The 22,611-nt window shown below is 68.8% G+C and carries 23 protein-coding genes and 1 pseudogene; 13 read left to right on the forward strand and 11 right to left on the reverse strand.

What is annotated here, in order from left to right:
• Positions 1 to 49: 49 nt before the first annotated feature.
• The gene (locus tag QC826_RS18475) at positions 50 to 178 is read right to left on the reverse strand and encodes a hypothetical protein (protein WP_279761892.1); all 129 of its coding nucleotides are present in this window, start codon (positions 176 to 178) and stop codon (positions 50 to 52) included.
• Positions 179 to 233: 55 nt separating this feature from the next.
• On the opposite strand from QC826_RS18475, the gene QC826_RS18480 reads away from it, so the two are divergent.
• On the forward strand, positions 234 to 890 hold the full coding sequence (locus QC826_RS18480; RefSeq protein ID WP_279761893.1) for a response regulator transcription factor: 657 nt from the start codon (positions 234 to 236) through the stop codon (positions 888 to 890).
• Position 891: 1 nt separating this feature from the next.
• Positions 892 to 2,268: a sensor histidine kinase gene (locus QC826_RS18485; RefSeq protein ID WP_279761894.1), complete on the forward strand. Its 1,377-nt coding sequence runs from the start codon at positions 892 to 894 to the stop codon at positions 2,266 to 2,268.
• Positions 2,269 to 2,287: 19 nt separating this feature from the next.
• Here the strand turns inward: QC826_RS18485 and senA are convergent, their stop codons facing one another.
• Positions 2,288 to 3,490, reverse strand: coding sequence for a selenoneine synthase SenA (senA, locus tag QC826_RS18490; protein ID WP_279761895.1), 1,203 nt, complete (start codon positions 3,488 to 3,490; stop codon positions 2,288 to 2,290).
• A gap of 56 nt (positions 3,491 to 3,546) precedes the next feature.
• Here senA and QC826_RS18495 point away from each other — a divergent pair, with 56 nt between their 5' ends.
• Positions 3,547 to 4,656, forward strand: coding sequence for a glycosyltransferase (locus QC826_RS18495; RefSeq protein WP_279761896.1), 1,110 nt, complete (start codon positions 3,547 to 3,549; stop codon positions 4,654 to 4,656).
• Positions 4,653 to 5,702 (forward strand): selenide, water dikinase SelD, encoded by a 1,050-nt coding sequence (selD, locus tag QC826_RS18500; protein ID WP_279761897.1) that lies wholly within the window; start codon positions 4,653 to 4,655, stop codon positions 5,700 to 5,702. Before QC826_RS18495 ends, selD begins: the two co-directional genes overlap by 4 nt.
• Positions 5,703 to 5,881: 179 nt before the next feature.
• Here selD and QC826_RS18505 read toward each other — a convergent pair whose 3' ends face one another.
• Entirely contained in the window at positions 5,882 to 6,616 is a 735-nt protein-coding gene (locus QC826_RS18505; RefSeq protein ID WP_279761898.1) for a PEP-CTERM sorting domain-containing protein, read from the reverse strand.
• Between the two features lie 614 nt (positions 6,617 to 7,230).
• Between QC826_RS18505 and leuA the strand changes: the two genes are divergently transcribed.
• A complete protein-coding gene (gene leuA / locus QC826_RS18510) occupies positions 7,231 to 8,931 on the forward strand; it encodes a 2-isopropylmalate synthase (RefSeq protein WP_279761899.1) in 1,701 nt (566 codons plus the stop codon).
• Positions 8,932 to 9,136: 205 nt separating this feature from the next.
• Complete coding sequence (locus tag QC826_RS18515) at positions 9,137 to 10,747, forward strand: methyl-accepting chemotaxis protein (protein ID WP_279761900.1); 1,611 nt, start codon at positions 9,137 to 9,139, stop codon at positions 10,745 to 10,747.
• An 88-nt stretch (positions 10,748 to 10,835) separates the two neighbouring features.
• Here the strand turns inward: QC826_RS18515 and egtB are convergent.
• Both egtB and egtD read right to left on the reverse strand, forming a co-directional pair.
• Positions 10,836 to 12,217, reverse strand: a pseudogene (gene egtB, locus QC826_RS18525) (ergothioneine biosynthesis protein EgtB).
• Positions 12,218 to 12,332: 115 nt separating this feature from the next.
• Positions 12,333 to 13,352, reverse strand: coding sequence for an L-histidine N(alpha)-methyltransferase (gene egtD / locus QC826_RS18530; protein WP_279761903.1), 1,020 nt, complete (start codon positions 13,350 to 13,352; stop codon positions 12,333 to 12,335).
• Between the two features lie 219 nt (positions 13,353 to 13,571).
• Between egtD and QC826_RS18535 the strand changes: the two genes are divergently transcribed.
• From QC826_RS18535 to QC826_RS18565, 7 genes are all read left to right on the forward strand, one after another.
• Positions 13,572 to 14,459, forward strand: a complete 888-nt coding sequence (locus tag QC826_RS18535) for a putative selenate ABC transporter substrate-binding protein (RefSeq protein ID WP_279761904.1) — start codon at positions 13,572 to 13,574, stop codon at positions 14,457 to 14,459.
• 3 nt (positions 14,460 to 14,462) lie between these two features.
• Positions 14,463 to 15,317, forward strand: coding sequence for a phosphonate ABC transporter ATP-binding protein (locus QC826_RS18540; RefSeq protein WP_279761905.1), 855 nt, complete (start codon positions 14,463 to 14,465; stop codon positions 15,315 to 15,317).
• Positions 15,318 to 15,339: 22 nt separating this feature from the next.
• Positions 15,340 to 16,185: a PhnE/PtxC family ABC transporter permease gene (locus QC826_RS18545; protein ID WP_093390807.1), complete on the forward strand. Its 846-nt coding sequence runs from the start codon at positions 15,340 to 15,342 to the stop codon at positions 16,183 to 16,185.
• Positions 16,182 to 16,985 carry a phosphonate ABC transporter, permease protein PhnE gene (gene phnE, locus QC826_RS18550; RefSeq protein ID WP_409567671.1) on the forward strand — a complete coding sequence of 268 codons (804 nt, stop codon included), beginning with the start codon at positions 16,182 to 16,184 and terminating at the stop codon, positions 16,983 to 16,985. The genes QC826_RS18545 and phnE overlap by 4 nt, the downstream gene beginning before the upstream one ends.
• A 77-nt stretch (positions 16,986 to 17,062) precedes the next feature.
• The gene (locus tag QC826_RS18555; protein WP_099417270.1) at positions 17,063 to 17,740 is read left to right on the forward strand and encodes an ABC transporter ATP-binding protein; all 678 of its coding nucleotides are present in this window, start codon (positions 17,063 to 17,065) and stop codon (positions 17,738 to 17,740) included.
• Positions 17,741 to 17,929: 189 nt separating this feature from the next.
• Complete coding sequence (locus QC826_RS18560) at positions 17,930 to 18,217, forward strand: hypothetical protein (RefSeq protein WP_093390804.1); 288 nt, start codon at positions 17,930 to 17,932, stop codon at positions 18,215 to 18,217.
• A gap of 304 nt (positions 18,218 to 18,521) precedes the next feature.
• On the forward strand, positions 18,522 to 19,295 hold the full coding sequence (locus tag QC826_RS18565) for a ferritin-like domain-containing protein (RefSeq protein WP_279766533.1): 774 nt from the start codon (positions 18,522 to 18,524) through the stop codon (positions 19,293 to 19,295).
• On the opposite strand, the gene fdhD is transcribed toward QC826_RS18565, so the two are convergent.
• From fdhD to QC826_RS18595, 6 genes are all read right to left on the reverse strand, one after another.
• Positions 19,261 to 20,157 (reverse strand): formate dehydrogenase accessory sulfurtransferase FdhD, encoded by an 897-nt coding sequence (gene fdhD, locus QC826_RS18570; RefSeq protein ID WP_279761906.1) that lies wholly within the window; start codon positions 20,155 to 20,157, stop codon positions 19,261 to 19,263. The genes QC826_RS18565 and fdhD overlap by 35 nt on opposite strands.
• 86 nt (positions 20,158 to 20,243) lie before the next feature.
• Positions 20,244 to 20,795: a TetR/AcrR family transcriptional regulator gene (locus tag QC826_RS18575; RefSeq protein ID WP_279761907.1), complete on the reverse strand. Its 552-nt coding sequence runs from the start codon at positions 20,793 to 20,795 to the stop codon at positions 20,244 to 20,246.
• Positions 20,796 to 20,818: 23 nt separating this feature from the next.
• Positions 20,819 to 21,289, reverse strand: coding sequence for a nuclear transport factor 2 family protein (locus QC826_RS18580; RefSeq protein WP_279761908.1), 471 nt, complete (start codon positions 21,287 to 21,289; stop codon positions 20,819 to 20,821).
• Positions 21,290 to 21,547: 258 nt separating this feature from the next.
• Positions 21,548 to 21,919: a hypothetical protein gene (locus QC826_RS18585; RefSeq protein WP_279761909.1), complete on the reverse strand. Its 372-nt coding sequence runs from the start codon at positions 21,917 to 21,919 to the stop codon at positions 21,548 to 21,550.
• Entirely contained in the window at positions 21,907 to 22,116 is a 210-nt protein-coding gene (locus QC826_RS18590; protein ID WP_279761910.1) for a hypothetical protein, read from the reverse strand. Before QC826_RS18590 ends, QC826_RS18585 begins: the two co-directional genes overlap by 13 nt.
• A gap of 95 nt (positions 22,117 to 22,211) precedes the next feature.
• Complete coding sequence (locus QC826_RS18595) at positions 22,212 to 22,463, reverse strand: ArsR family transcriptional regulator (protein WP_279761911.1); 252 nt, start codon at positions 22,461 to 22,463, stop codon at positions 22,212 to 22,214.
• Between the last annotated feature and the right edge of the window lie 148 nt (positions 22,464 to 22,611).

Genomic DNA, 22,611 nt, shown 5'->3' on the forward strand with positions numbered 1-22,611 from the left:
TCTCTCCAGGTTGGGGGTAGTTGAGATTAACTCACAGTTACCAAAAAGACTACTCAAACATGCTGGTCTGGGTGGCCAGCACCACCACCAGCAGGAAGAACCCCGAGGCCAAGGTCAACACGATTGTTCCTATGCGTTTCATATACATACTCCCGCTTTCCACGATCAATGGCGCCATTCTATTTTCCGCAAGCTTTGGCTTAGCTTAAGGTTGGGCCACCTATAATTCGAGCATGCACATACTGATCATTGAAGACGACCTGGATCTGGGCTTCGCCCTGCAGCAGGCATTGAAGGCCGAGTCCATCAGCAGCGAGTGGCTGCGCCGCGTCGAGCAGGCGCCGCGCTCCTTCCACGACTGCGCCTACGACTGCGTGCTGCTCGACCTGTCGCTGCCCGACGGCACCGGCTTCGACCTGCTGGCGCGCTGGCGCCGCGCCGGCATCGCCGTCCCGGTCATCATCATCACCGCCCGCTCGGCGCTGGAGGACCGCCTGGCCGGCCTGGACGGCGGCGCCGACGACTTCATCCTCAAGCCCTTCGCCACGGCCGAGCTGGTGTCGCGCATCCGCGCCGTGCTGCGCCGCTACGCCCAGCAGGCCAGCGAGGTGTGGAGCGTGGGCGAGCTGCGCATCGAACCGAAGAGCTACACGGCGACGCTGGCCGGCGTGAAGCTGGAACTGTCGCCGCGCGAGTTCCACCTGCTGCTCGAGCTGGCGCGCGAGCCGGGCGCCGTGGTGCCCAAGGGTGCGCTGGCGCAGCGCATGGAACCGCTCGGCGAGGCGCTCGACTTCGGCGCCATCGAGGTGCACATCTCCAACCTGCGGCGCAAGATCGGCGCCGAGCGCATTCGCACGGTGCGCGGCGTCGGCTACATGCTGGCGGCCTGAGATGGCGCCGATCGAACGCTTGCGCCACTGCCTGCGCCCGACGCTGGTGCGCCGCGTGCTGCTGGTGCAGCTGATGGCGGTGGCGCTGACCTGGCTGCTGTTGCTGGCCTACCTGTCGAGCGAATTCTTCGATTCGCACTCGCTGGACCGCGACCTGGCGGCGATGGGCGGCGCCGTCGCCGCCTCGGTGGCGGCGGCCGGCAGCGAGGCCGAGGCGCGCGTCGCGCTGGACGCCTCGGCGGCGATGCTGCACAACGCCTACCGCATCAACGAGATCCCCGGCGTGCGCCTGCTGCAGCTGGCCGACGGCCAGGGCCGGCGCCTGCACACGGCGCCGGCCGGGGTCGGCGTGGCGCTGCCCGGCGACAGCGCGCGGCTGACCACCCTGCTGATCGACGGCCACCAGTACCGCGTGTTCCAGCGTGGCGCCGGCCCCTGGCTGGTCACGCTGGCGCAGCCGCTGATCGCCAAGTCCTGGGCGGTGCGCATGGTGGCCGGCGACCTGGCCTTCGACATGGTCATCGCCTTCCCGCTGTTCCTGCTGCCGATTTGGATCGGCGTGGCGCGCGGCATGCGGCCGCTGCGCGCGCTGTCCGAGCGCATCGCCGCGCGCGGCGCCGACGACCTGCGCCCGCTCGGCATCGACTCCAGGTACGCCGAGCTGAAGCCGCTGGCCAGCGCCATCGACAGCCTGCTGGCGCAACTGGGCCACAAGGTGCAGCGCGAGCGCGCCTTCGTGCAGGACGCCGCCCACGAGCTGCGCACGCCGATGGCGGTGATCTCCGCCCAGGCCCACGCGCTGGCGCGGGCCGACGACCCGCGCCAGCGCGCCGACGCCGAACGGCGGCTGGACCGCGCCATCGGCCGCGCCTCGCACCTGGTGCAACAGTTGCTGGAGCTGGCGCAGATCGACCGCGAGCAGGCGCCGGCCAGCGCGCCGCTCGACCTGGCGCAGGTGGTGCGGCAGGAGCTGGCGCAGCTGGCGCCGGCGGCGATGGCGCGCGGCATCGAGCTGTCGCTGGAGGCGCCCGACAGCCTGGCGCAGGCGCTCGAGCTGCACGCCTTCCAGTCGGTGCTGCAAAACCTGCTGACCAACGCGCTGCGCTACGTGCACAGCGGCGGCGAGGTGGTGGTGGAACTGGCGCGGCGCGACGGTGAACTGACCCTGTCGGTGGCCGACAACGGCCCCGGCATCGCGCCGGCCGAGCGCGAACTGGTGTTCGAACGCTTCTACCGTGGCGCCGGCCACGACGCCGCCGGCACCGGCCTGGGGCTGGCCATCGCCACCCAGGCGGCGGCGCGGCTGGGTGGCCGCCTGACCTTGGGGCCGGGCCTGGGCGGCGCCGGCTGCACCTTCACCGCCCGCTTCCCGGCCTAGGCGCGCCGGCGCGGCCGGCTCAGCCCTCCCAGGCGCAGGTGCGCAGGCCGCAGAAGATGTCGTCGCGCTCGGGCTGGTAGAAGTTGCGGAACTTGGCCGAGCCGAGCCGCGACGGCGTGGCGAAGCTGGCGCCGCGCAGCACCTGGTGGCTGCCGAACCACGGCTCCGAGTACTCGCGGTAGCGGTCGGCGACAAAGCCGGGGTAAGGCTCGAACGGCGACGCCGTCCACTCCCACAACTGGCCCCAGCGGAATGCCGAGTGGCCCGACAAGGCGGCGTATTCCCATTCGGCCTCGGTGGGCAGGCGGCGCTCGGCCCAGGCGCAGTAGGCCTGCGCCTCGTACAGGTTGATGTGGCGGACCGGTTCGGCACCGGTCAGCGTGCTCAGTTGGCCGAAGCGCATGGTGCGCCACTGCTGGCCCTCGCGCTGCCAGTAGCGCGGCGCCGAGCGCTCCTGCTGCATCAGCCAGTTGCAGCCGGCGCCGCTCCAGAACTGCCGCTTGTCGTAGCCGCCGTCGGCGATGAACTCGGCGTACTGGGCGTTGGTCACCAGGCTGCTGCCGATGGAGAACGGCGCCACGTGGCAGGCGTGGTCGCGCCGCTCGTTGTCGAAGACGAAGCCGCCGTCGGCGGCGCTGCCCAGGTGCAGCGTGCCGCCGGGGAAGCGGATGTCGAACGGCGTGTAGCAGGGCTGCTGCTCGAGCAGCAGCCGGGCCGGCGCGGCCAGGCCCAGGGTCTGCAGGGTGTACAGGAAGGCCTCGCCGTGCATGTCCTCGTGCGCCAGCGCCAGCCGGTAGGGATACAGCGCCTTGTCCTCGAAGGCCTCGCGGCTCAGCTTGTCGAGCACGCGGTCGAGCACCTCGTGGCAGTAGGTCTTGACGGCGCCGGTGCTGGGCAGGTCCAGCGTCCAGCGGCTGCGGTGCGCCACCGTGTTCGAGTCGAACCAGTCGTCGCCCCGGCTCAGCAGGGAGTTGTAGAGCGCGTCGACCGGGTGGCTGGAGGCAGCCTCGCGCAGGATGAACCATTCGGCGAACCAAGCGGTGTGGCCCAACTCCCACAACGGCGGGTTGACGATGCGCAGCTGCGGCACGTTGGCGGCGACGTCCATGCCGGCCGCCGCGAAGCACTCGAACAGTGTCAGCGTATAATCTCGCGCACTCTGCAAGGCGTCGGCCAGCTGCATCGGACGGGCGTTTCGGAAGGAGGCGTTGATTGAACTCATGCCCCGATTGTAGCCCAGGCGCCCGCCAAAAGACCAACCATGAGCAAGCCAACACCGTGAGCAAACCGCACATCTGGATCGTTAGCCCGGCCTCGGCCAAGGCCAACAACGGCAATTGGCAGAGCGCCAAGCGCTGGGCGCGCTTCCTGCGCACGCGCTACCGCGTGACGATTGCGCAACAGTGGCCGGCGCCGGACGGCGACGCGGGCGAGGCCGCGCCCGATCTGCTGGTCGCGCTGCACGCGCGCCGCTCGGCCGCCGCGCTGGCCGCCTACCACCAGACCTGGCCGCAGCGCCCGACCGTGCTGCTGTTGACCGGCACCGACCTGTACCGCGACATCCAACACGACGCCAGCGCCCAGGCCGCGCTGCGCCAAGCCAGCGCGCTGGTGGTGCTGCAGCCGGACGGCCTTGCGCACCTGCCGGAGGCGCTGCGCGCCAACGCCAGCGTGATCTACCAGTCCGCCGCCACGCTGCGCGCGCCGGCCGGCGCCGCGACCAGTACCATGGACGCGACCACGGCCAACGCAGCCGCCACCGCCGAAGCGGCGACCAAAGCCGCAATCGACGCCACGGCACCGCCCGCGCCGCGCCGGCGCCACCTCGACATCTGCATGATCGGCCACCTGCGCGCCGAAAAAGACCCGCAAACCTTCATGCGCGCCGCCGCGCTGGTGACGGCGCCGGCGGCGCGCCTGCTGCACATCGGCGGCGCGCTCGAGGCGGAGCTGGGCCGGCTGGCGCAGCAAACCCAGGCCGCCACGCCGCGCTACCGGTGGCTCGGCGCCCTGCCCCACGCAGCCACGCGGCAGCGCCTCAAGCGCAGTTTTTTGATGGCGCTGAGCTCGCACATGGAGGGCGGCGCCAACGTCATCATCGAGGCGGTGACCTGCGGCGTGGCGGTGCTGGCCAGCGACATCGGCGGCAACCGCGGCATGCTGGGCGACGACTACGCCGGCTACTTCGCGCCCGGCGACGCCGCCGCGCTGGCCGGCCTGATCGATCGCTGCGTCGCCGAACCGGCCTTCCACGCCCGCCTGCGCGCCCAGTGCGCCGCCCGCGCGCCGCTGTTCGCCCCGGCCGCCGAGCAAGCGGCGCTGCTGAAGTTAGTGGATAATCTGCTCCATTGCCCGCACCACACCACCCAACAACGGAAACCAACATGACCACCGAGACCATCAAACTGACCTCCTTCTCCCACGGCGGCGGCTGCGGCTGCAAGATCGCGCCCGGCGTGCTGTCCGAGATCCTGAAGAACTCGACCGGCTTCCCGGTGCCCAAGGAGCTGATGGTCGGCATCGAGACGGCCGACGACGCCGCCGTCTACAAGCTCAACGACGAGCAGGCGCTGATCGCCACCACCGACTTCTTCATGCCGATCGTCGACGACCCCTTCGACTTCGGCCGCATCGCCGCCACCAACGCCATCTCCGACGTCTACGCCATGGGCGGCACGCCGATCATGGCGCTGGCCCTGGTCGGCATGCCGATCAACAAACTGCCGCTCGAGACCATCGGCCAGATCATCCGTGGCGGCGAGAGCATCTGCGCCGAGGCCGGCATCCCCATCGCCGGCGGCCACACCATCGACTCGGTCGAGCCGATCTACGGCCTGGTGGTGCTCGGCCTGGTGCACCCGTCCAAGGTCAAGCGCAACGCCGACGCCCGCGCCGGCGACGTGCTCATTCTCGGCAAGCCGCTCGGCGTGGGCGTGCTGTCGGCCGCGCTGAAGAAGGACAAGCTCGACGCCGCCGGCTACGCCGCGATGATCGCCAACACCACCAAGTTGAACAAGCCGGGCAAGGCGCTGTCGGACATGGCCGGCGTGCACGCGCTGACCGACGTCACCGGCTTCGGCCTGCTCGGCCACCTGCTCGAGATCGCCCGTGGCGCCGGCCTGACGGCCGAACTGAGCATGGCGCAGATCCCGCTGCTGCCCGGCGTCGAACAACTGGCCCACGACGGCTACTTCACCGGCGCCTCCGGCCGCAACTGGGACGCCTACGGCAAGGACGTCACCCTGGCGCCGGCCGTCAGCCAGGCGCAGCACAACCTGCTGACCGACCCGCAGACCTCGGGCGGCCTGCTGGTGTCGTGCGATCCGGCCAGCGTCGACGAGGTGCTGGCCCTGTTCGCCCGCGAGGGCTTCGACAGCGCCGCCGTGATCGGCCGGATGGTGGCCGGCGCGGCGCACGTGCAAGTGGCCGCCTAACGTAACGGCAACCCGGCGATCCAATGGCGGGCCGACCTATCCGCATAGGGTCAGACCCTCAGGGTCTGACCCTGGCTTGATTCCGGGGCCCACCGACGCAACAAAGAAAAACGCCGCCACGGCGATATTCCGTGGCGGCGTTTTGTCGTCTGCGGCCTAAGCGGCCGACGCCAGCCGCATCAGGCCTTGCGCTGCTTGCGCTTGGCCAGGCCGCCCAGCAGGGCCAAGCCGCCGGCCAGCATGGCCCAGGTGCCCGGCTCCGGCACCGGCGCGATGGCGAAGGAGAGGTTGTCGGCGTAGCCGTCGTTGTAGGAGCCGTCCAGGCGCTGCATGTCCAGCGCGATGCCGACCGTGACGGCGCCGACCGGAACATAGCCTTGGGTGTCGCGCGCCACCAGGCCGGTTTGGCTGTGGCGCTCGGCCGCGCCGACCGGCGCCAGGCTGGCGCTGCCCAGCACGTTGCCGCCGGCGTCGAGGAAGGTGGCGCTGAGCGTCGCGTTGTCACCCTGCGAGGCGTAGCCGCCCAACCAGCCGGCCAGGTCGAACTGCGTCTTGCCGCTGTTGATCGCGCCGGCGTAGGCGCTCAGGTCGATCACCTGGCTGGCGCGCGAGGCGCCGTTGCTGTCGCCGCCGGCGAAGAAGTTCAGGCCCCGGTTGGCCGGGCCGGCGTCGCTGGCGGTAGGGAAGCCGCCGCCGGCTCCGTACTGGACGGTGGATAAATTGGAGCTCAGCGACCAGCCCGGCGTGCTGCCCAGGCCGCCGTCGGACGAGCCGACGCCCGCCTCGGCGTCGCCGTTGACGATCAGGTTGGCGCCGAAGCCGGCGCCGGTGGCGTGGGCGAACGGCGCGGCCAGGGCCAAGGCGCCGGCCAAGGCCAGCAGACGGGTGGTCTGGATGAACGGAATGAAGCGCATGGATATCCTTTCGACTTGGTGGAGGTGCGGCGCGGCGGTGGCGTGGCGGCGTGGCGCCGCGCGGCCGGACCGGCCCGGGAAAAGTGCATATTTTACATTGCTTTCGTATCAACACCCAAGCGTGGCGCGGCATCCGGCGCGGCCACCGCGCCACGCCGGCGGCCGCGCGCCGCGCAAAGGACTTGACAAGCCCGCTTGCAATCTCGTACATTCGATGCATGACCTCGCATCTGCACACATCCCCTTCCCTGCTGTCGCACGCTGGCGCCCTATCGCTAGCGTCGCTACTACTAGCACGCGCTTAAATTCGTTTCAACGCATTGCTCCGTCCGGCCACAAGCCGCACGTGTCTCACCACCCCAGGAAAGTTTGCCCAGATGTTCACTCCGGCTACCCGCGTCCCTAGCAGCACCGACAATTCGCCCGCCGCGTCGCGCCCCGCGCCCGCGCGCGTCCTGTCGGCCCTGCTGCTATCGCTACCGATCGGTTGCCTGGCCTAGTGTAACGTGGCCGCCCGGCAGCCAGTCGCCACCTGCGCAACGCAGAATGCAGCGCGCAGCCGCAGTGAAAAACGCCTTCCCCGCATTCCCCCATTCGAGACCCAGGAGCATCCCATGATGTTGCAGAACCCATCCAGCAAATACCGCGCCTTCCCACCCGTGCAGTTGTCCGACCGCCAGTGGCCCAACAACATCATCAGCAAACCGCCGATCTGGATGAGCACCGACCTGCGCGACGGCAACCAGGCGCTGATCGAGCCGATGAGCGCCGACAAGAAGCTGCGCTTCTTCGAGCTGCTGGTCAAGATCGGCATCAAGGAGATCGAGGTCGGCTTCCCCTCCGCCTCGCAGACCGACTTCGACTTCGTGCGCAAGCTGGTCGACGAGAAGCGCATCCCCGACGACGTCACCATCATCGTGCTGACCCAGTCGCGCGAGGAGCTGATCCGTCGCACCGTCGACTCCGTGGTCGGCGCCCGCCGCGCCGTGGTCCACCTGTACAACTCGGTGGCGCCGGTGTTCCGCAAGGTGGTGTTCGGCATGTCGCGCGAGGAGATCACCGAGATCGCCACCAGCGGCACCCGCCTGGTCAAGCAACTCGTCGCCCAGCATCCGCAAACCGAATGGGTCTTCGAATACACGCCGGAATCGTTCTCCACCACCGAGCTGGACTTCTCCAAGCACATCGTCGACGCCGTCAGCGCCATCTGGGAGCCCAGCCCGCACAACAAGATGATCGTCAACCTGCCCTCGACCGTCGAATGCAGCACGCCCAACGTCTACGCCGACCAGATCGAGTGGATGTCGCGCAAGCTGGCGCGGCGCGACTCGCTGATCATCAGCGTGCACCCGCACAACGACCGCGGCACCGCCGTCGCCTCGGCCGAGCTGGCCGTGATGGCCGGCGCCGACCGCGTCGAGGGCTGCCTGTTCGGCAACGGCGAGCGCACCGGCAACGTCGACCTGGTCACCCTGGCGCTCAACCTCTACACCCAGGGCGTCAACCCGGGCCTGGACTTCTCCGACATCGACGAGGTGCGCAAGTGCGTCGAGGAGTGCAACCAGCTGCCGGTGCACCCGCGCCATCCGTATGTCGGCGATCTGGTCTTCACCGCCTTCTCCGGCTCGCACCAGGACGCCATCAAGAAGGGCTTCGCCCAGCAGCAGCCGGGCGCGCTGTGGGAAATCCCCTACCTGCCGATCGACCCGGCCGACCTCGGCCGCAGCTACGACGCGGTGATCCGCGTCAACAGCCAGTCCGGCAAGGGCGGCATGGCCTACCTGCTGGAACAGGACTACGGCCTGGTCTTGCCGCGCCGCCTGCAGATCGAGTTCTCCCGCGCCGTGCAGGCGGTGGCCGACGCCACCGGCCTGGAGATCACCGCCGAGGGCATCCACCGGATCTTCCAGAACGAGTACCTGGAGCAGACCGCGCCCTACGCCTACGCCTCGCACAAGCTGGTGGAAGACACCACCAGCGACGAGTCGGTGCAGATCGACATCGCGCTGAGCCACCGCAACGCGCCGCTGGCCCTGCAGGGCGGCGGCAACGGCCCGATCGACGCCTTCGTCAACGCGCTCGGCCTGGACATCAAGCTGATGGACTACCACGAGCACTCGATCGGCTCGGGCGCCAACGCCCAGGCCGCCTGCTACGTCGAGCTGCGCCTGGCCAACGGCCCGACCCTGTTCGGCGCCGGCGTCGACAGCAACATCGTCACCGCCTCGTTCAAGGCCGTGCTGAGCGCCGTCAACCGCCAGCTGCGCCTGAGCGAGGGCGCCGCCAGCGGCAAGAGCGCCGGCGTGACCGCCTGAGTTCGCATTAACTAGCTAGTTCCCGGCGCGGGAACGCCCGCCGTTCCCGCGCCCCCTCCCCGCCGCATCCCCCGCCGCCTTGCCACTCTTCCTCCTCGCGTTGCTTTAACGCACAACGCCTGCGCCGTTTTCGGCGTTACAATCGATTTGTTACACCGCACCATTTCTGCAATCCCCCCCTGCTACGCCTGTGAGGAGCCACTGCATGAACATCTCGAACCTGAAGATCGGTATTCGTCTTGGACTGGGATTCGGCGCGGTGCTGACCCTGATGTTGATCTTGATTGTGGTGGGTTTACAACGCTTGAGCAGCATCGGCGCGCACAACGACACCATCATCGACAAGGACTGGGTCAAGGCCGACGCCGCCGCCACCATCAGCAGCACCACGCGGGCCAACTCGGCGCTGGTGCTCGAGCTGTTCATCGCCAAGGACCCGGCCCGCGTCGCCGAGATCCTGCGCGAGGTGGACGCCAACAAGAAGACCATCGGCGGCGCCATCGAGACGCTCGACAAGCTGCTCTACCTGCCCGAGGGCAAGGCGATGCTGGCGGCGATACGCGAGCAGCGCATGCAGTACGTCGCCTCGTTCAGCAAGGTCAGCAAGCTGATCGGCGAGCAGCAGCAGGACGGCGCCGTCGCGCTGATGAGCAGCGACACCCTGCCACGGCTGAACAAGCTACAAAACAGCATCAAGGAACTGTCCGAGCTGCAACGCAGCGCGGTCACCCGCAACGGCGCCGCCGTCAAGCAGGACATCGCCACCGCCGGCCGTTTGATGACCATCCTCGGCGCCGCCGCCCTGCTGCTGGGCGCCGCCTTCGCCTGGCGCGTGTCGCGCTCGATCACCGACCCGATCGGCTACGCGCTGAAGGTGGCGCGCGCCGTCGCCGCCGGCGACCTGACCAGCCGCATCCACAGCGCGCACCAGGACGAGGCCGGCCAGCTGCTGCGCGCGCTGGGCGAGATGAACGACAGCCTGGCCCACATCGTCGGCCAGGTGCGCAGCGGCACCGGCACCATCGCCAGCGCCTCGAGCCAGATCGCCACCGGCAATATGGACCTGTCCTCGCGCACCGAGGCGCAGGCCAGCTCGCTCGAACAGACCGCCTCGTCGATGGTCGAGCTGACCACCACGGTGCGGCAGAACAGCGACAACGCGCGCCAGGCCAACGAGCTGGCGCGGTCGGCCTCGCAGGTGGCGCAACGCGGCGGCAGCGTGGTGGCGCAGGTGGTCGACACCATGGGCGCGATCAACGACTCCTCGCGCAAGATCGTCGACATCATCGGCGTGATCGACGGCATCGCCTTCCAGACGAATATTTTGGCGCTCAACGCCGCCGTCGAGGCGGCGCGCGCCGGCGAGCAGGGGCGCGGCTTCGCCGTGGTCGCCTCCGAGGTGCGCAACCTGGCGCAGCGCTCGGCCGGCGCGGCCAAGGAGATCAAGGAGCTGATCGCCGACTCGGTGACCCGGGTCGACGCCGGCGCCCGCCTGGTCGAGCAGGCCGGCAGCACGATGGACGAGGTGGTGGCCAGCGTCAAGCGGGTCAGCGACATCGTCGGCGAGATCTCGCTGGCCAACACCGAGCAGACCGACGGCATCGAGCAGATCAACATCGCCATCGCCCAGATGGACGACGTGACGCAGCAGAACGCCGCCCTGGTCGAGCAGGCGGCGGCCGCCGCCGCCGCCATGCAGGACCAGGCCGACGCGCTCGAGCAGGTGGTCAGCCAGTTCCGCGTCGACGCCGCCGGCGCGCGGCCACAACGGCCGGCCGCGCCGGGCGGCGCCGTCCGCCTGCCTGCCACCACTTGAGCATCACCAGGCAAGCCGGCACAGCCACAAAGTAGCCGACACCTCGCACCCCACCACCTGCCTGCGGCGGGCGAAACACCCTGGCGCCTCAGCGCGCCAGGCGCAGGCCGCTGAACTGCCAGCGCGCGGCGGCGGGGAAGAAGTTGCGGTAGCTGGCGCGGGCGTGGCCGGCCGGCGTGGCGCTCGACGAGCCGCGCAGCACGTACTGGTTCAGCATGAACTTGCCGTTGTACTCGCCCAGCGCGCCCGGCGCGGCGCGGAAGCCCGGATACGCCGCGTAGCTGCTGCTGGTCCATTGCCAGCAGTGGCCGAACATCTGGCGCAGGCCCGCCCTGCTCCCGTCTCCGCTCCCGTCCCCTCTCCCGTTCCCGCCGCCGCACCCGCACCCGCGCTGGCGCCGGCCGGATGCAGCCAGTCGCCGGGCGCACTGGCACCGCCCAAAGCACCCACAGTGCCCACAGTGCCCACAGTGCCCACAGTGCCCAGCGTATTCGCGCTCCCGGCGGCCGCGCCGCCCAACTCGGCGCGCGCGGCGAACTCCCATTCGGCCTCGGTGGGCAGGCGCGCGCCGGCCCAGTTGGCGTAGGCGTCGGCCTCGTACAGCGACAGGTGGGTGACGGGACGGTGCGGGTCGAGCGGCTGGGCGCCGCACAGCGTGAACTCGAGCCAGTTGCCGGCGTCGTCGCGGCGCCAGTACAGCGGCGCCGACAACTTCTGCGCGCAGACCCAGTCCCAGCCCTCGGCCAGCCACAGGGCGGCGTTGAAGTAGCCGCCGGCGTCGATGAAGGCCTGGTACTCGCCGTTGCTGACCAGCCGCGAGGCCAGCGCGAACGGCGCCACGTATTGGCGGTGGCGCGGCAGCTCGTTGTCGAAGCAGAAGCCGGCGCCGTCGTGGCCGATCTCGCACAGGCCGCCGTCGAAGTCGAGCCAGCGCAGCGGCGTGGCGGCGGCCGGCGCCAGCGGCGCGGCGACATACTCGGGCTGCAGCGCGCTTTGCGCCAGCAGGTGTTTGACGTCGGTCAGCATCAGCTCCTGGTGTTGCTGTTCGTGCTCCAGGCCCAGCGTCAGCAGGGTCGCCAGCTCGGCGCGCGCCGCCGCCTCCAGCGCCGAGGCCAGCAGGCGGGCGACGCGCGCGTCGACGTCGGCGCGGTAGGCGCGCACCTCGCGCATGGAGGGCCGCGTCAGCAGGCCGCGCTGGGCCCGCGGATGCTTCTCGCCGATGCCGTTGTAGTAGGAGTTGAACAGCACCCGGAAGGCCGGATGGAAGGGCGCGAAGCCGGCCTCCATGCGCTCGAGGATAAAGGTCTCGAAGAACCAGGTGGTGTGCGCCAGATGCCATTTGATCGGGCTGGCGTCGGGCATCGACTGGGCGCCGCAGTCCTCGTCGCTGAGCGGTTCGGCCAGCGCCAGCGAACGTTGGCGGACGGTGTCGTAGCGGGCGTTCCACAGCCCGGTTTCGTGCATTTGCATAGGCGGCTCGCGGTTGGAACTTCGTTGCGTCGGCGTTGCGTTGATTTGCGTTGAATTGGCGCGGGTCGGTGTTGCGGCGTGGCGGCGTGGCGGCGCGGCGGCGCGCGCCGCCCGCTCAGTCGGCGAGCACCTCGGCGTGGATCACGGCGAACCAGCCGGCCGGGTCGGTCCACACGGCGCGGCTGGCGAAGCCGGCCCGCTCGAGCAGGCCGACAAAGCCCTGGCGCGTGTACTTGTAGCTGTCCTCGGTGTGGATGCGCTCGCCCTCGGCGAACCCGCGCCGGCCGCCCTGCCAGTGCACCGTCTGCGGGGCGCGCGCTTCCAGGTGCATCTCGATGCGGCCGGCGTCGGCGTTGTAGAAGGCGCGGTGGCGCCACTGCGCGACGTCGAAGTCGGCGCCGATCAGGCGGTTCAGGTGGCGCAGCAGGTTCAGGTTGAAGGCGGCGGTGACGCCGAGCGCGTCGTCGTAGGCGGCGTCGAGCACGGCGCTGTCCTTGACCAGGTCGACGCCGATCAGCAGGCCGCCGCCGGCGCCGGCGCCGATGTTGCGACGCAGGCCGCGCAGGAAGGCCACCGCCTGCTCGGGGGCGAAGTTGCCGATCGACGAGCCGGGGTAGAAGAACAGGCGGCGCTCGGCGCGCACGCTGGCGGGCAGCGCGAAGCCGGCGGAAAAGTCCAAGCCCAGCGCCGTCATGGCGATCCGCGGGAAGCGCTGCTGCAAGCGCTCGACCGCCTCGACCAGGAAGTCGCGCGAGATATCGACCGGCACGTACTGCGCCGGTTGCAGCAGCGGGAACAGGCTGGCGGCCTTGGCGCAGTTGCCGGCGCCCAGGTCGATCAAGGTGCCGCCGCTGCCGATGGCTGCCGCCATGTCGGCGCCGTGGCGGGCGAAGATGGCCGCCTCGGTGCGCGTCGGGTAGTACTCGGGCAGCTCGCAGATGGCTTCAAACAGCTTGGAACCGAGGCCGTCGTAGAAGAACTTGGGCGAGCAATGCGCGGCCGGCGCCAGCAGGCCGGCGGCGATCTCGGCGATCAAATCGGCGTCGCCGTGGGCCGGGCGCAACAGCGGCGCGGCCGGTCTCGGCGCCTCCTCTGGCGCCAACGGCGAGGCCGGCAGGGTCATACGCAGTGACATAGGCATAAAGTTGCTCAGTCCAAAAGTGGATGGTAGCCATCCGAACGCCACGCCGCTTGCCACAGGCCATGCCGATCGTTGCTGCGGATGACGATTTGGCGAAGACTTTTTTGCTATGATAGCTGATTCTCCAAGTCCAAGCGCCGTCAGGCAGCAGCCGTGCGCGCACCGTTCTTGATCGCAATTGCAACATTCCTCTCACACAAAAGGCCCGCCACGATGAAAACTTCCGCCCTGCGCACTCTCAAGACCCTGCTGACCGCCTCGCTGTCGGCCGGCCTGATGCTGGCCGCCGCGCACGCCCAGGCGCAAAGCCCGGCGCAGGTGTTCCGCGTCTCGGCCATCCCCGACGAGGCGCCGACCGAGCTGCAGCGCAAGTTCAAGCCGCTCGGCGAGTACCTGGAGAAGAAGATCGGCATGAAGGTCGAGTTCACCCCGGTGACCGACTACTCGGCCTCGGTCGAGGCGCTGATCAACAAGAAGGTCGACATGGTCTGGTTCGGCGGTTTCACCTTCATCCAGGCCAAGGACCGCAGCAAGAACCAGATCACGCCGCTGGTGCAGCGCGCCGAGGACGAGAAGTTCCGCTCGGTCTTCATCACCACCCACAAGGACATCACCAAGCTGGAAGACCTGAAGGGCAAGACGCTGAGCTTCGGCTCCGAGTCGTCGACCTCGGGCCACCTGATGCCGCGCTCCTACCTGCTGGCCGCCAAGATCAATCCGGACAGCGACCTGAAACGCATCGCCTTCTCCGGCGCGCATGACGCCACCGTGGCCGCCGTGGCCGGCGGCAAGGTCGACGCCGGCGCGCTCAACATCTCGGTGTGGGAAAAACTGGTCGGCGAGAAGAAGGTCGATCCGGCCGTGGTGCGGGTGTTCTACACCACGCCCGGCTACTACGACTACAACTGGAGCGTGCGCACCGACATGAACGCCGACCTGAAGAAAAAACTCAGCGACGCCTTCCTCGCCCTCGATGCCAAGAACCCGGCCGACAAGGCCATCCTCGACCTGCAGCGCGCCAGCAAGTTCATCCCGACCAAGGCCGACAACTACACCGCCATCGAGGCGGCTGCCGTCAACGCGGGCCTGCTGAAAAAATAATCGATGTCCGCTTCCTGCAACACCAGCAACGGCGCCGCGCCCACCTACCGCCTGCAAGGGCTGACGGTGCGCCACCTGGCCGCCGCGCGCGGCCAGGCGGCGGCGCTGCACGCCATCGACCTGGAGATCGCCCAGGGCGAGCAGCTGGCCATCATCGGCCCCTCCGGCGCCGGCAAGACCACGCTGCTGGCCACCCTGGCCTGCGCCCACCGGCCGGCCGACGGCCTGTTCGAAGCTTTCGGCGTCGCGCCATGGACGCTGTCCGAGGGCGAGCGCCACCGCCTGCGGGCGCGCCTGTTCCTGGCGCCGCAGACGCCGCCGCTGCCGCCGCGCCAGCGCGTGGTGACGGCGGTGCTGGCGGCACGCCTGCCACAGTGGGGTTTTTGGCGCGCGCTGGCCTCGCTGGTCAAGCCGGCCGACCCGGCCGCCGCCTTCGCCGCCCTGTCGCGCTTCAACCTGGGCGACAAACTGTATTCCCGCGTCGACCGCCTGTCCGGCGGCGAGCGCCAGCGCTGCGGCCTGGCCCGCCTGCTGCTGTCGAGCGCGCAGGCGCTGCTGGTCGACGAGCCGCTGTCGGCGCTCGACCCGGCGCTGTCCGAACTGACCCTGGCCACGCTGCGCCAGGAGGCCGCCGCGCGCGGCGCCACGCTGATCTGCAGCCTGCACCAGGTCGACCTGGCGCTGAGCCACTTCCCGCGCATCGTCGCGCTGCGCGACGGCCGCATCGTCTTCGACCTGCCGCGCGCGCAGGTCAGCGACGCCATGGTGGCCCAGTTGTACCAGGGCGAGCAGCCGGCCGCCAGCACGCCGCCGGCCGATCCGGCGGCGCCGCGCCTGGCCGTCGGCGCCTGCTTCTGAGCCCGTGTCTAAGCCAGTGTCCATGTTGAATAGCTCCCTTGTGAAAAGCCGCGCGGCCCATCCCGACCCCGCCTGGCGCGGCCGCGTGAGCATGACCGTGCTGGCCCTGGCCCTGCTGTGGCCGATGGTGGTGGCCAGCGAATTCCATCCCGGCCTGCTGTTCGACTGGCAGAGCCTGGAGGCCACCGGCCGCTTCCTTGCCGGCTTCGTGCCGCCGGCCCACAGCCCCGAATTCCTCGCCCTGCTGCTGCGCGAAACCTGGCAGACCGTCGCCATCGCCACCGCCGGGCTGACCCTGGCCCTGCTCGGCGCCATCCCCGCCACCCTGCTGGTGACGGAGAAGATGTCGATCTCGCGCCTCGGCAGCGGCCGCATGCGGCTGGCCTCGGCGCTGCTGCGGCAGAGCGTGCGCTGGCTGCTGGTGCTGCTGCGCAGCGTGCCCGAGCTGGTGTGGGCGCTGCTGTTCGTCCGCGTCATCGGCCTCGGCCCGACCGCCGGCGTGCTGGCCATCGCGCTGACCTACTGCGGCATGCTGGGCAAGGTCTACGCCGAAATCCTCGAATCGACCGACGGCCACGCCAGCGACGCGCTGCTGGCCAACGGCGGCGGCAGACTGGCCGCGCTGCTCTACGGCGCGCTGCCGGAGGCCGCCTCCGAACTGGTCTCCTACACCGTCTACCGCTGGGAATGCGCGATCCGCGGCTCGGTGGTGATGGGCTTCGTCGGCGCCGGCGGGCTGGGACAAAGAATGGACGAATCGATGAAAATGCTGTCCGGCGGCGAGGTCTCCTCGATGCTGCTGGTGTTCGTGCTGCTGGTGGCCGGCGCCGACGCCGTCTCCAAAATGCTGCGCCGGAGGCTGGGATGAGCGCTGTCGACCCGCGCGCCATGCCGGCCGCGCCGCCGCGCTCCTGGAGCACGGCCGTGCTGGCGCTGGCCCTGCTCGCCCTGGTGGCGGCCAGCTTCGCCTCGCTGCCGCTGAAGTGGGGCGAGTTCTTCACCCTGCAGGCGGTCGCCAGCATCGCCGAGTTCCTCGCCGGCTTCGCCCCGCCCGACCTGGCGCCGGCCTTCGTCGCCAGGACCGCCTGGGCCACCGCCGAGACGCTGTCGATGTCGGCCCTGGGCACCCTGCTGGCGGTGGCCGCCGGCCTGGTGCTGGCCCTGCCCGCCGCCGGCCGCTTCGGCCGCCCGGCGCGCGCGCTGGTGCGCGCCCTGCTCAACGTGCTACGTTCGATCCCCGAGCTGGTCTGGGCCTCGATCCTGCTGATCGCCGCCGGCCTCGGCCCCTTCGCCGGCACCCTGGCGCTGGCCGCCCACACCGCCGGCGTGCTCGGCCGCCTGTTCGCCGACGCGCTGGAGAACGCCGCGCCGGCGCCCGAGCACAGCCTGCGCAACAACGGCGCCTCGGCCATGGCCGCCTTCTTCTACGCCACCCTGCCGCAGACGCTGCCGCAGATGCTGTCCTACACCCTGTACCGCTGGGAGAACAACATCCGCGCCGCCGCCATCCTCGGCGTGGTCGGCGCCGGCGGGCTGGGCCAGATGCTCAAATACCACCTGTCGCTGTTCCAAATGCGCCAGGCCGCCACCGTCATCCTCGCCATGCTGCTGCTGGTGGCCCTGGTCGACGCGGTCAGCTTCGCCATGCGCCGCGCCCTGACTCGATGATGCCGATGGTGCCGATGTCCCCGCCGATGCGCTGAACCGCCCAAGCGCCGCCCTCCACTCCCTGTCCCGGATTCGCCATGCTCCAACTGCGCCACCTGTCCAAATCCTATACCAACGGCCGCCCCGTGCTGGCCGACCTGTCGTGGCACTTCAAGGCCGGCGAGTTCGTCGCCATCATGGGCGACTCCGGCGTCGGCAAATCGACCCTGCTCAACCTGATCGCCGGCCTCGACACGCCGGACGCCGGCCCGCAAGCCGAGGCCGCGCCCATCCTGGTCGACGGCGTCGCCATGTCCGGCCTCGACGACGCCGCCGCCACCCGGCTGCGGCGCGAGCGCATGGGCTTCATCTTCCAGGCCTTCCACGTGCTGCCGCACCTGACGCTGCTGCAAAACGTCGCCCTGCCGCTACTGCTCAACGGCCTGCCGCAGCAGCGCGCCAGCGCCATGCTGGCCGCCGTCGGCCTGGGCGGGCGCGACGCCGACTTCCCGCACCAGCTGTCCGGCGGCGAGATGCAGCGCGTCGCCATCGCCCGCGCGCTGGTGCACCAGCCGGCCCTGGTGCTGGCCGACGAGCCGACCGGCAACCTCGACCCGGACACCGCCCACAGCATCCTGACCCTGCTGCGCGCCGAGATCAAAAGCACCGGCGCCTGCGCTATCATGGTCACGCATTCGCAGGCGGCGGCCGAAATGGCCGACAAAGTTCTCATTTTGACAAAATCGGGCATACAAGAAACAACACTCGTCAACTAGTTTGAGCAATAAACAAGATAATTTATTTGTTAAATCATCCCTTTCATTTGCGGTCGTAGTATCATTGAGTCAACTTGCTTGGTTATCAATAATGTTGAGACGGTTGCACCATTAGATACCACAATGCGGTGACCGATGGCCAGCTAGGAGACGCCAACTATCCACGTTTTTGAGCAAAGGAGGAGCAAAATGAACGTACGGCAAAAGAAGTTGGAATTGATCGAGGCGATGAACAGGGCCAGAGCGCTAGAACCATCAAGCTTTGTCCCCAACAAGCTACTCGACACACTCATCGAAAAGATGAATTTGAAAAATGATGCAGAGTTGTGCAGGGTGCTGGAAGTACAGCCCCCGATCATCAGCAAGATCAGGCATCGCAAGCTTGCAGTAGGTGCCACAATATTGTTGAGAATGCACGAAAAGTCGGATCTGAGTATTAAAGAGCTTAAAGATTTATCTACCGCATCAATGCATTAATCAGCCCTGCTGAACTAGCAACACAGGCGCCAAGCACCGCGCCGTGATGAACGGACCGCAGCAAGACTGCAGCCACGTTGATCCACTCAATCTACAGAACGTCCAGCCTAGCCCCCGCTGAACGCGTTCTACCGAAACACCCCTCCCCCCAGCCACACCTTGAGCCCAGCGCTCGCGCCCCCCTCGTTATCAAACAGAGAAACCGTTTTTGCCAATTGTCGCCGCCGTCGCCGCCGCGCGCCACGACAAGTCCACCGACCCGGCCGATTCGTGGCACACTGCGCCCCTGACCCGAGACCGCACCATGCCAAGACAACAAGCCCTAGACGCCATCACCACCGCCAACTACGCCGCCAAGCTGGCCGCCACCGCCGCCATCGACGCCACGCTGCCGATCGACGCCGCCGCCATCCTCGGCACCGAGCGCACCGTGCCGGGCCGCGAGGCGCGCCCCGAACTGGTGGCGCCGGGCAAGCTGGGCAAACGCTCGATGCACACGCCGGAGGGCCGCGCCACCTTGATCCACGCCCTGGCCCACATCGAAATGAACGCGGTCGACCTGGCGCTGGACATCCTGTGGCGCTTCCCCGGCATGCCCGACGCCTTCTACCGCGACTGGATCCGCGTCGCCAAGGAGGAGGCCTACCACTTCAGCATGCTCGACGCCCACCTGCGCGGCATGGGCTACGCCTACGGCGACTTCCCCGCCCACCACAGCCTGTGGGAGATGGCCGAGAAGACCCGCGACGACATCCTGGCCCGCCTGGCGCTGGTGCCGCGCACGCTGGAGGCGCGCGGCCTGGACGCCTCGCCGCCCATCCGCGACAAGCTCAAGCAGGCCGGCGACCACGCGGCGGCGGCCATCCTCGACATCATCCTGCGCGACGAGATCGGCCACGTCGCCGTCGGCAACCGCTGGTATCAGCACGTCTGCGCCGAGCGCGGCCTCGACCCGGTGGCGGCCTACGCCGACATGGTCGAGCGCTACCGCGCGCCCAAGCTGCGCGGCCCCTTCAACATCGAGGCGCGCCGCGCCGCCGGCTTCAGCGAGGCGGAGCTGGCGGCGCTGCTGGCTTGACGCAGGCCAGCGGCGCCGGCGGCCGCGCCTGGCCGGCGGTGTAGTCGACAAAGCCGTCGCGGCGGCAAAAGCTCGCCAGCTGCATGCCGGCCTGGCGCGCGATGTTGATGGCCAATGAAGTCGGCGCCGAGATGGTCGCCAGCAGCGGGATGTTCATGCGCGCCGCCTTGCGCACCAGCTCGTAACTGGCGCGGCTGGACAGGAACACGAAACCGTCCTGCATGGCGATGCGGCGCAGCGCCAGATGGCCGATCAGCTTGTCCATGCCGTTGTGCCGGCCGACGTCCTCGAACACCTTGAGCACCGCGCCGTCCGCCGCGCACCAGGCGGCGGCATGCACCCCGCCCGTTCTGCACATCAGCTCCTGGTGCCGCAGCAGCTCGCGCGCGGCGCGCCCGAGCGCGGCGCCGCCGGCCGCCAAGGGCGCCAGCGGCCGGGTGATGCGCTCCGGCGCCAGATCGAGCAGGGCGATGCTCTCGATGCCGCAGACGCCGCAACCGGTGCGCCCGGCCAGCGCGCGCCGCCGCTCCTTGAGCTTGAGGAAGGCCGGTTGCGCGATGCTCAGGCGGACCTCGGCGCTGTCCTCGGCAAAACACACCTCCAGATCGTGGATCTCGCTGGCGCAGCCGACGATGCCTTCGGTCAACGAAAAGCCGACGGCGAACTCCTCCAGGTCGCGCGGCGTGGCCATCATGACGGCGTGGGAGATGCCGTTGTAGACCAGGGCGACCGGGAACTCCTCGGCCACCTCGTCGCGCGCGCCGAAGGCCTGGCCGTCCTGGTGGCGCACAATATCGAACTCGACCACTCCGGGCCGTTCCAGCGAGACGCAGGATGGCGCCGTGGCGCTTGCTTGTTGCATGGTGTTCTCCCCGCCTGTCTGGTCTTGCAAAGTGATTAACTTTTTAATCTTGTCACAAAATAACTGCCGCAACAAGGGGGACACGCTCAGGCCAGGCGCCGGCCGACCCGCTCCAGCGTGCGCATGAACAGGGCCGGCTGCCCGGCGGCGCGGGCCAGCACCAGCGCGCCCTGGATGGCGCCGACGGCCTCCTCGGCCAGGTCGCGCGCCTGCGCGGGCTCGCGGCCGGCGCGCTCGAGCGCGCCGGCCAGCGCCACGATCCACTCGTCGAAATAGCCGCGCACGCGCTGGGCGAAGCGGTCGCGCTCGTGGCCCAGCGCGAACACGCCGACCAGGCAGACGCGCTGGCCGGACATGAAGTACTGGCCGACGGCGCGCAGCATGGCGGCCACGCCGTCCGGCGCGGCGGACTGGCGCAGCGGCAGGAACACCCGCTCGCGGAACCAGGCGTCGATGTCGTCGAGCACGGCCTGGGCCATCTCCTCCTTGCCGCCGGGGAAGAAGTGGTAGATGCTACCCTTGCCCAGGCCGGTGCCCTCGGTGATGCGGGCCAGGCTGGCGCCCTCGTAGCCGTAGCTGCGGAACACCTCCGCCAGCCGCGGCACCACGTCACTGCGTTCTGCGATCGTTCTTGCCATCGTGTTGCTGTCTGCCCTTCAAATCAAAAACCGAACTCGCTCAGGCCCGGATGGTCGGCCGGGCGCGGCGCGTTCATGTCCCAATGGAACTTGCGTTCGGACGCCGCGATCGGCGCCTCGTTGATGCTGGCCAGGCGGTGCTGCATCAGGCCGTCGGCGGCGAACTCCCAGTTCTCGTTGCCGTAGGCGCGGTACCACTGGCCGGAGTCGTCATGGTATTCGTAGGCGAAGCGAACCGCAATGCGCTTGCCCTCGAAAGCCCACAATTCCTTGATCAGGCGGTAGTCCAGCTCGCGCGTCCACTTGCGCGCCAGCAGGCCGACGATGGCCTCGCGGCCCTGCACGAACTCGGCGCGGTTGCGCCATTTGCAGTCCGCCGTGTAGGCCAGCGACACGCGCCCGGGGTTGCGGCTGTTCCAGCCGTCTTCGGCCAGGCGGACTTTTTCGATGGCCGATTCGCGGGTGAACGGGGGAACGGGGGGACGGATGGTCATGTTGATGCCTTTCAAAGTGGTTGATTGTACTGATCGGAACTGTGTGTACCGATCAGTACAAGAACTATAAACCCGGCGCCTCGTGGGCGCAAGCGATTTTTGCAGTCAAAACAGCGTGCTGACCAACCCTCGCGCCACTGCAATGGGCGGCGAGGTTCAATAAGGAAGGCAGCTGATCCCTATATCATTGTGCAGTTTTGATGAGAGTGGCCGTTGCTACTACATGCCGGCGACCGCTGGCGATCTACGGGCTGCCAGCTAGTTGGTGCGCGGCACTGCTAGCCGTACCGAGCGTGGCGGGTTTGGCGTGTCGCCTGGAGGGTCGACGTTCACGACGCTGACCGTTGTGACGGTCTTTAGTTCGTATGGGACGCGCACGTTGGCACCCTTGAAGTCTTTCGTGTTGCGGGTGATGATCGTCAGCTTTTTGACATCCGCAGTAGCTTGAATGATCGCGTCCGCCAGCCCGATCTTCGGCCCCAAACGGCGACGTTCCGACATAATCTCTGCTGAGGCTTGCATGATTGCGATGCCAGGGTTGTCCCAGTGAGCCAGCTCGGTCAACGCCTCCGCATAACCCTTGCTCCAGTCGATCAGAATATTCGTATCGAAAAGAACTAGGCCCGCCATTCAGACCTCAGTTCGCGCTGATACTCCAGGCCGTCCGCAGGGATGTCTGGACGCTGCGACCAGATGCCGGCCACCTTTTTCAACGCAGCCATACGACGCGCCCGACGGGCTTCAATCGTATCTTCCACGACCGGCGCATCCGTGGTGGTCGCGCCGAGGACATGATGATCGTCGAGTGAGTGTTTCAGGATTGCCATAGCGCACTCCCTTCATGTGAAGTTGATCGTAGTGTAGCGCATCGCCAACCTGATGTCTTCCATGCATGGCAGGCCTGCTGGGGCAAAAAATACCATTAAAACAGGCTGGCGCACAGTTGCCGGCCGGCGTAGCTCAGCGCCACCGTGCCGCCGCCCTCCTCCGCCAAGGTCTGCGCCACCCAGCCGGCCTCGACCAGCAGGACCAGCTGGCGCCGCAGCACGCTCATCGGGCGCGCCGACTGCTTGCTCAGCCAAGCCAGCGAGCAGGCCCTGCCGGGCCGCTCGCGTTCGCTGCGCCAGAGTTGTTCGAGCACGCCGACCAGGGCGGCCAATACCTCGTCATCCATGCGGCCCCTTTCCCGGCGCGGGCTCGTCGGCCAGCCGCGCCACCAGGCGGCCCAGCGCGCGCACGGCCTGCGCCGAGCCATCTTGTTTTCAAATCAACATTCAGGCACTATACAGCGCCCGGCGGGGCGACAAGCACATCCCAACATC

Source organism: Rugamonas sp. DEMB1 (assembly GCF_029834475.1).
Taxonomy (GTDB): Bacteria; Pseudomonadota; Gammaproteobacteria; order Burkholderiales; family Burkholderiaceae_D; genus Rugamonas; species Rugamonas rubra.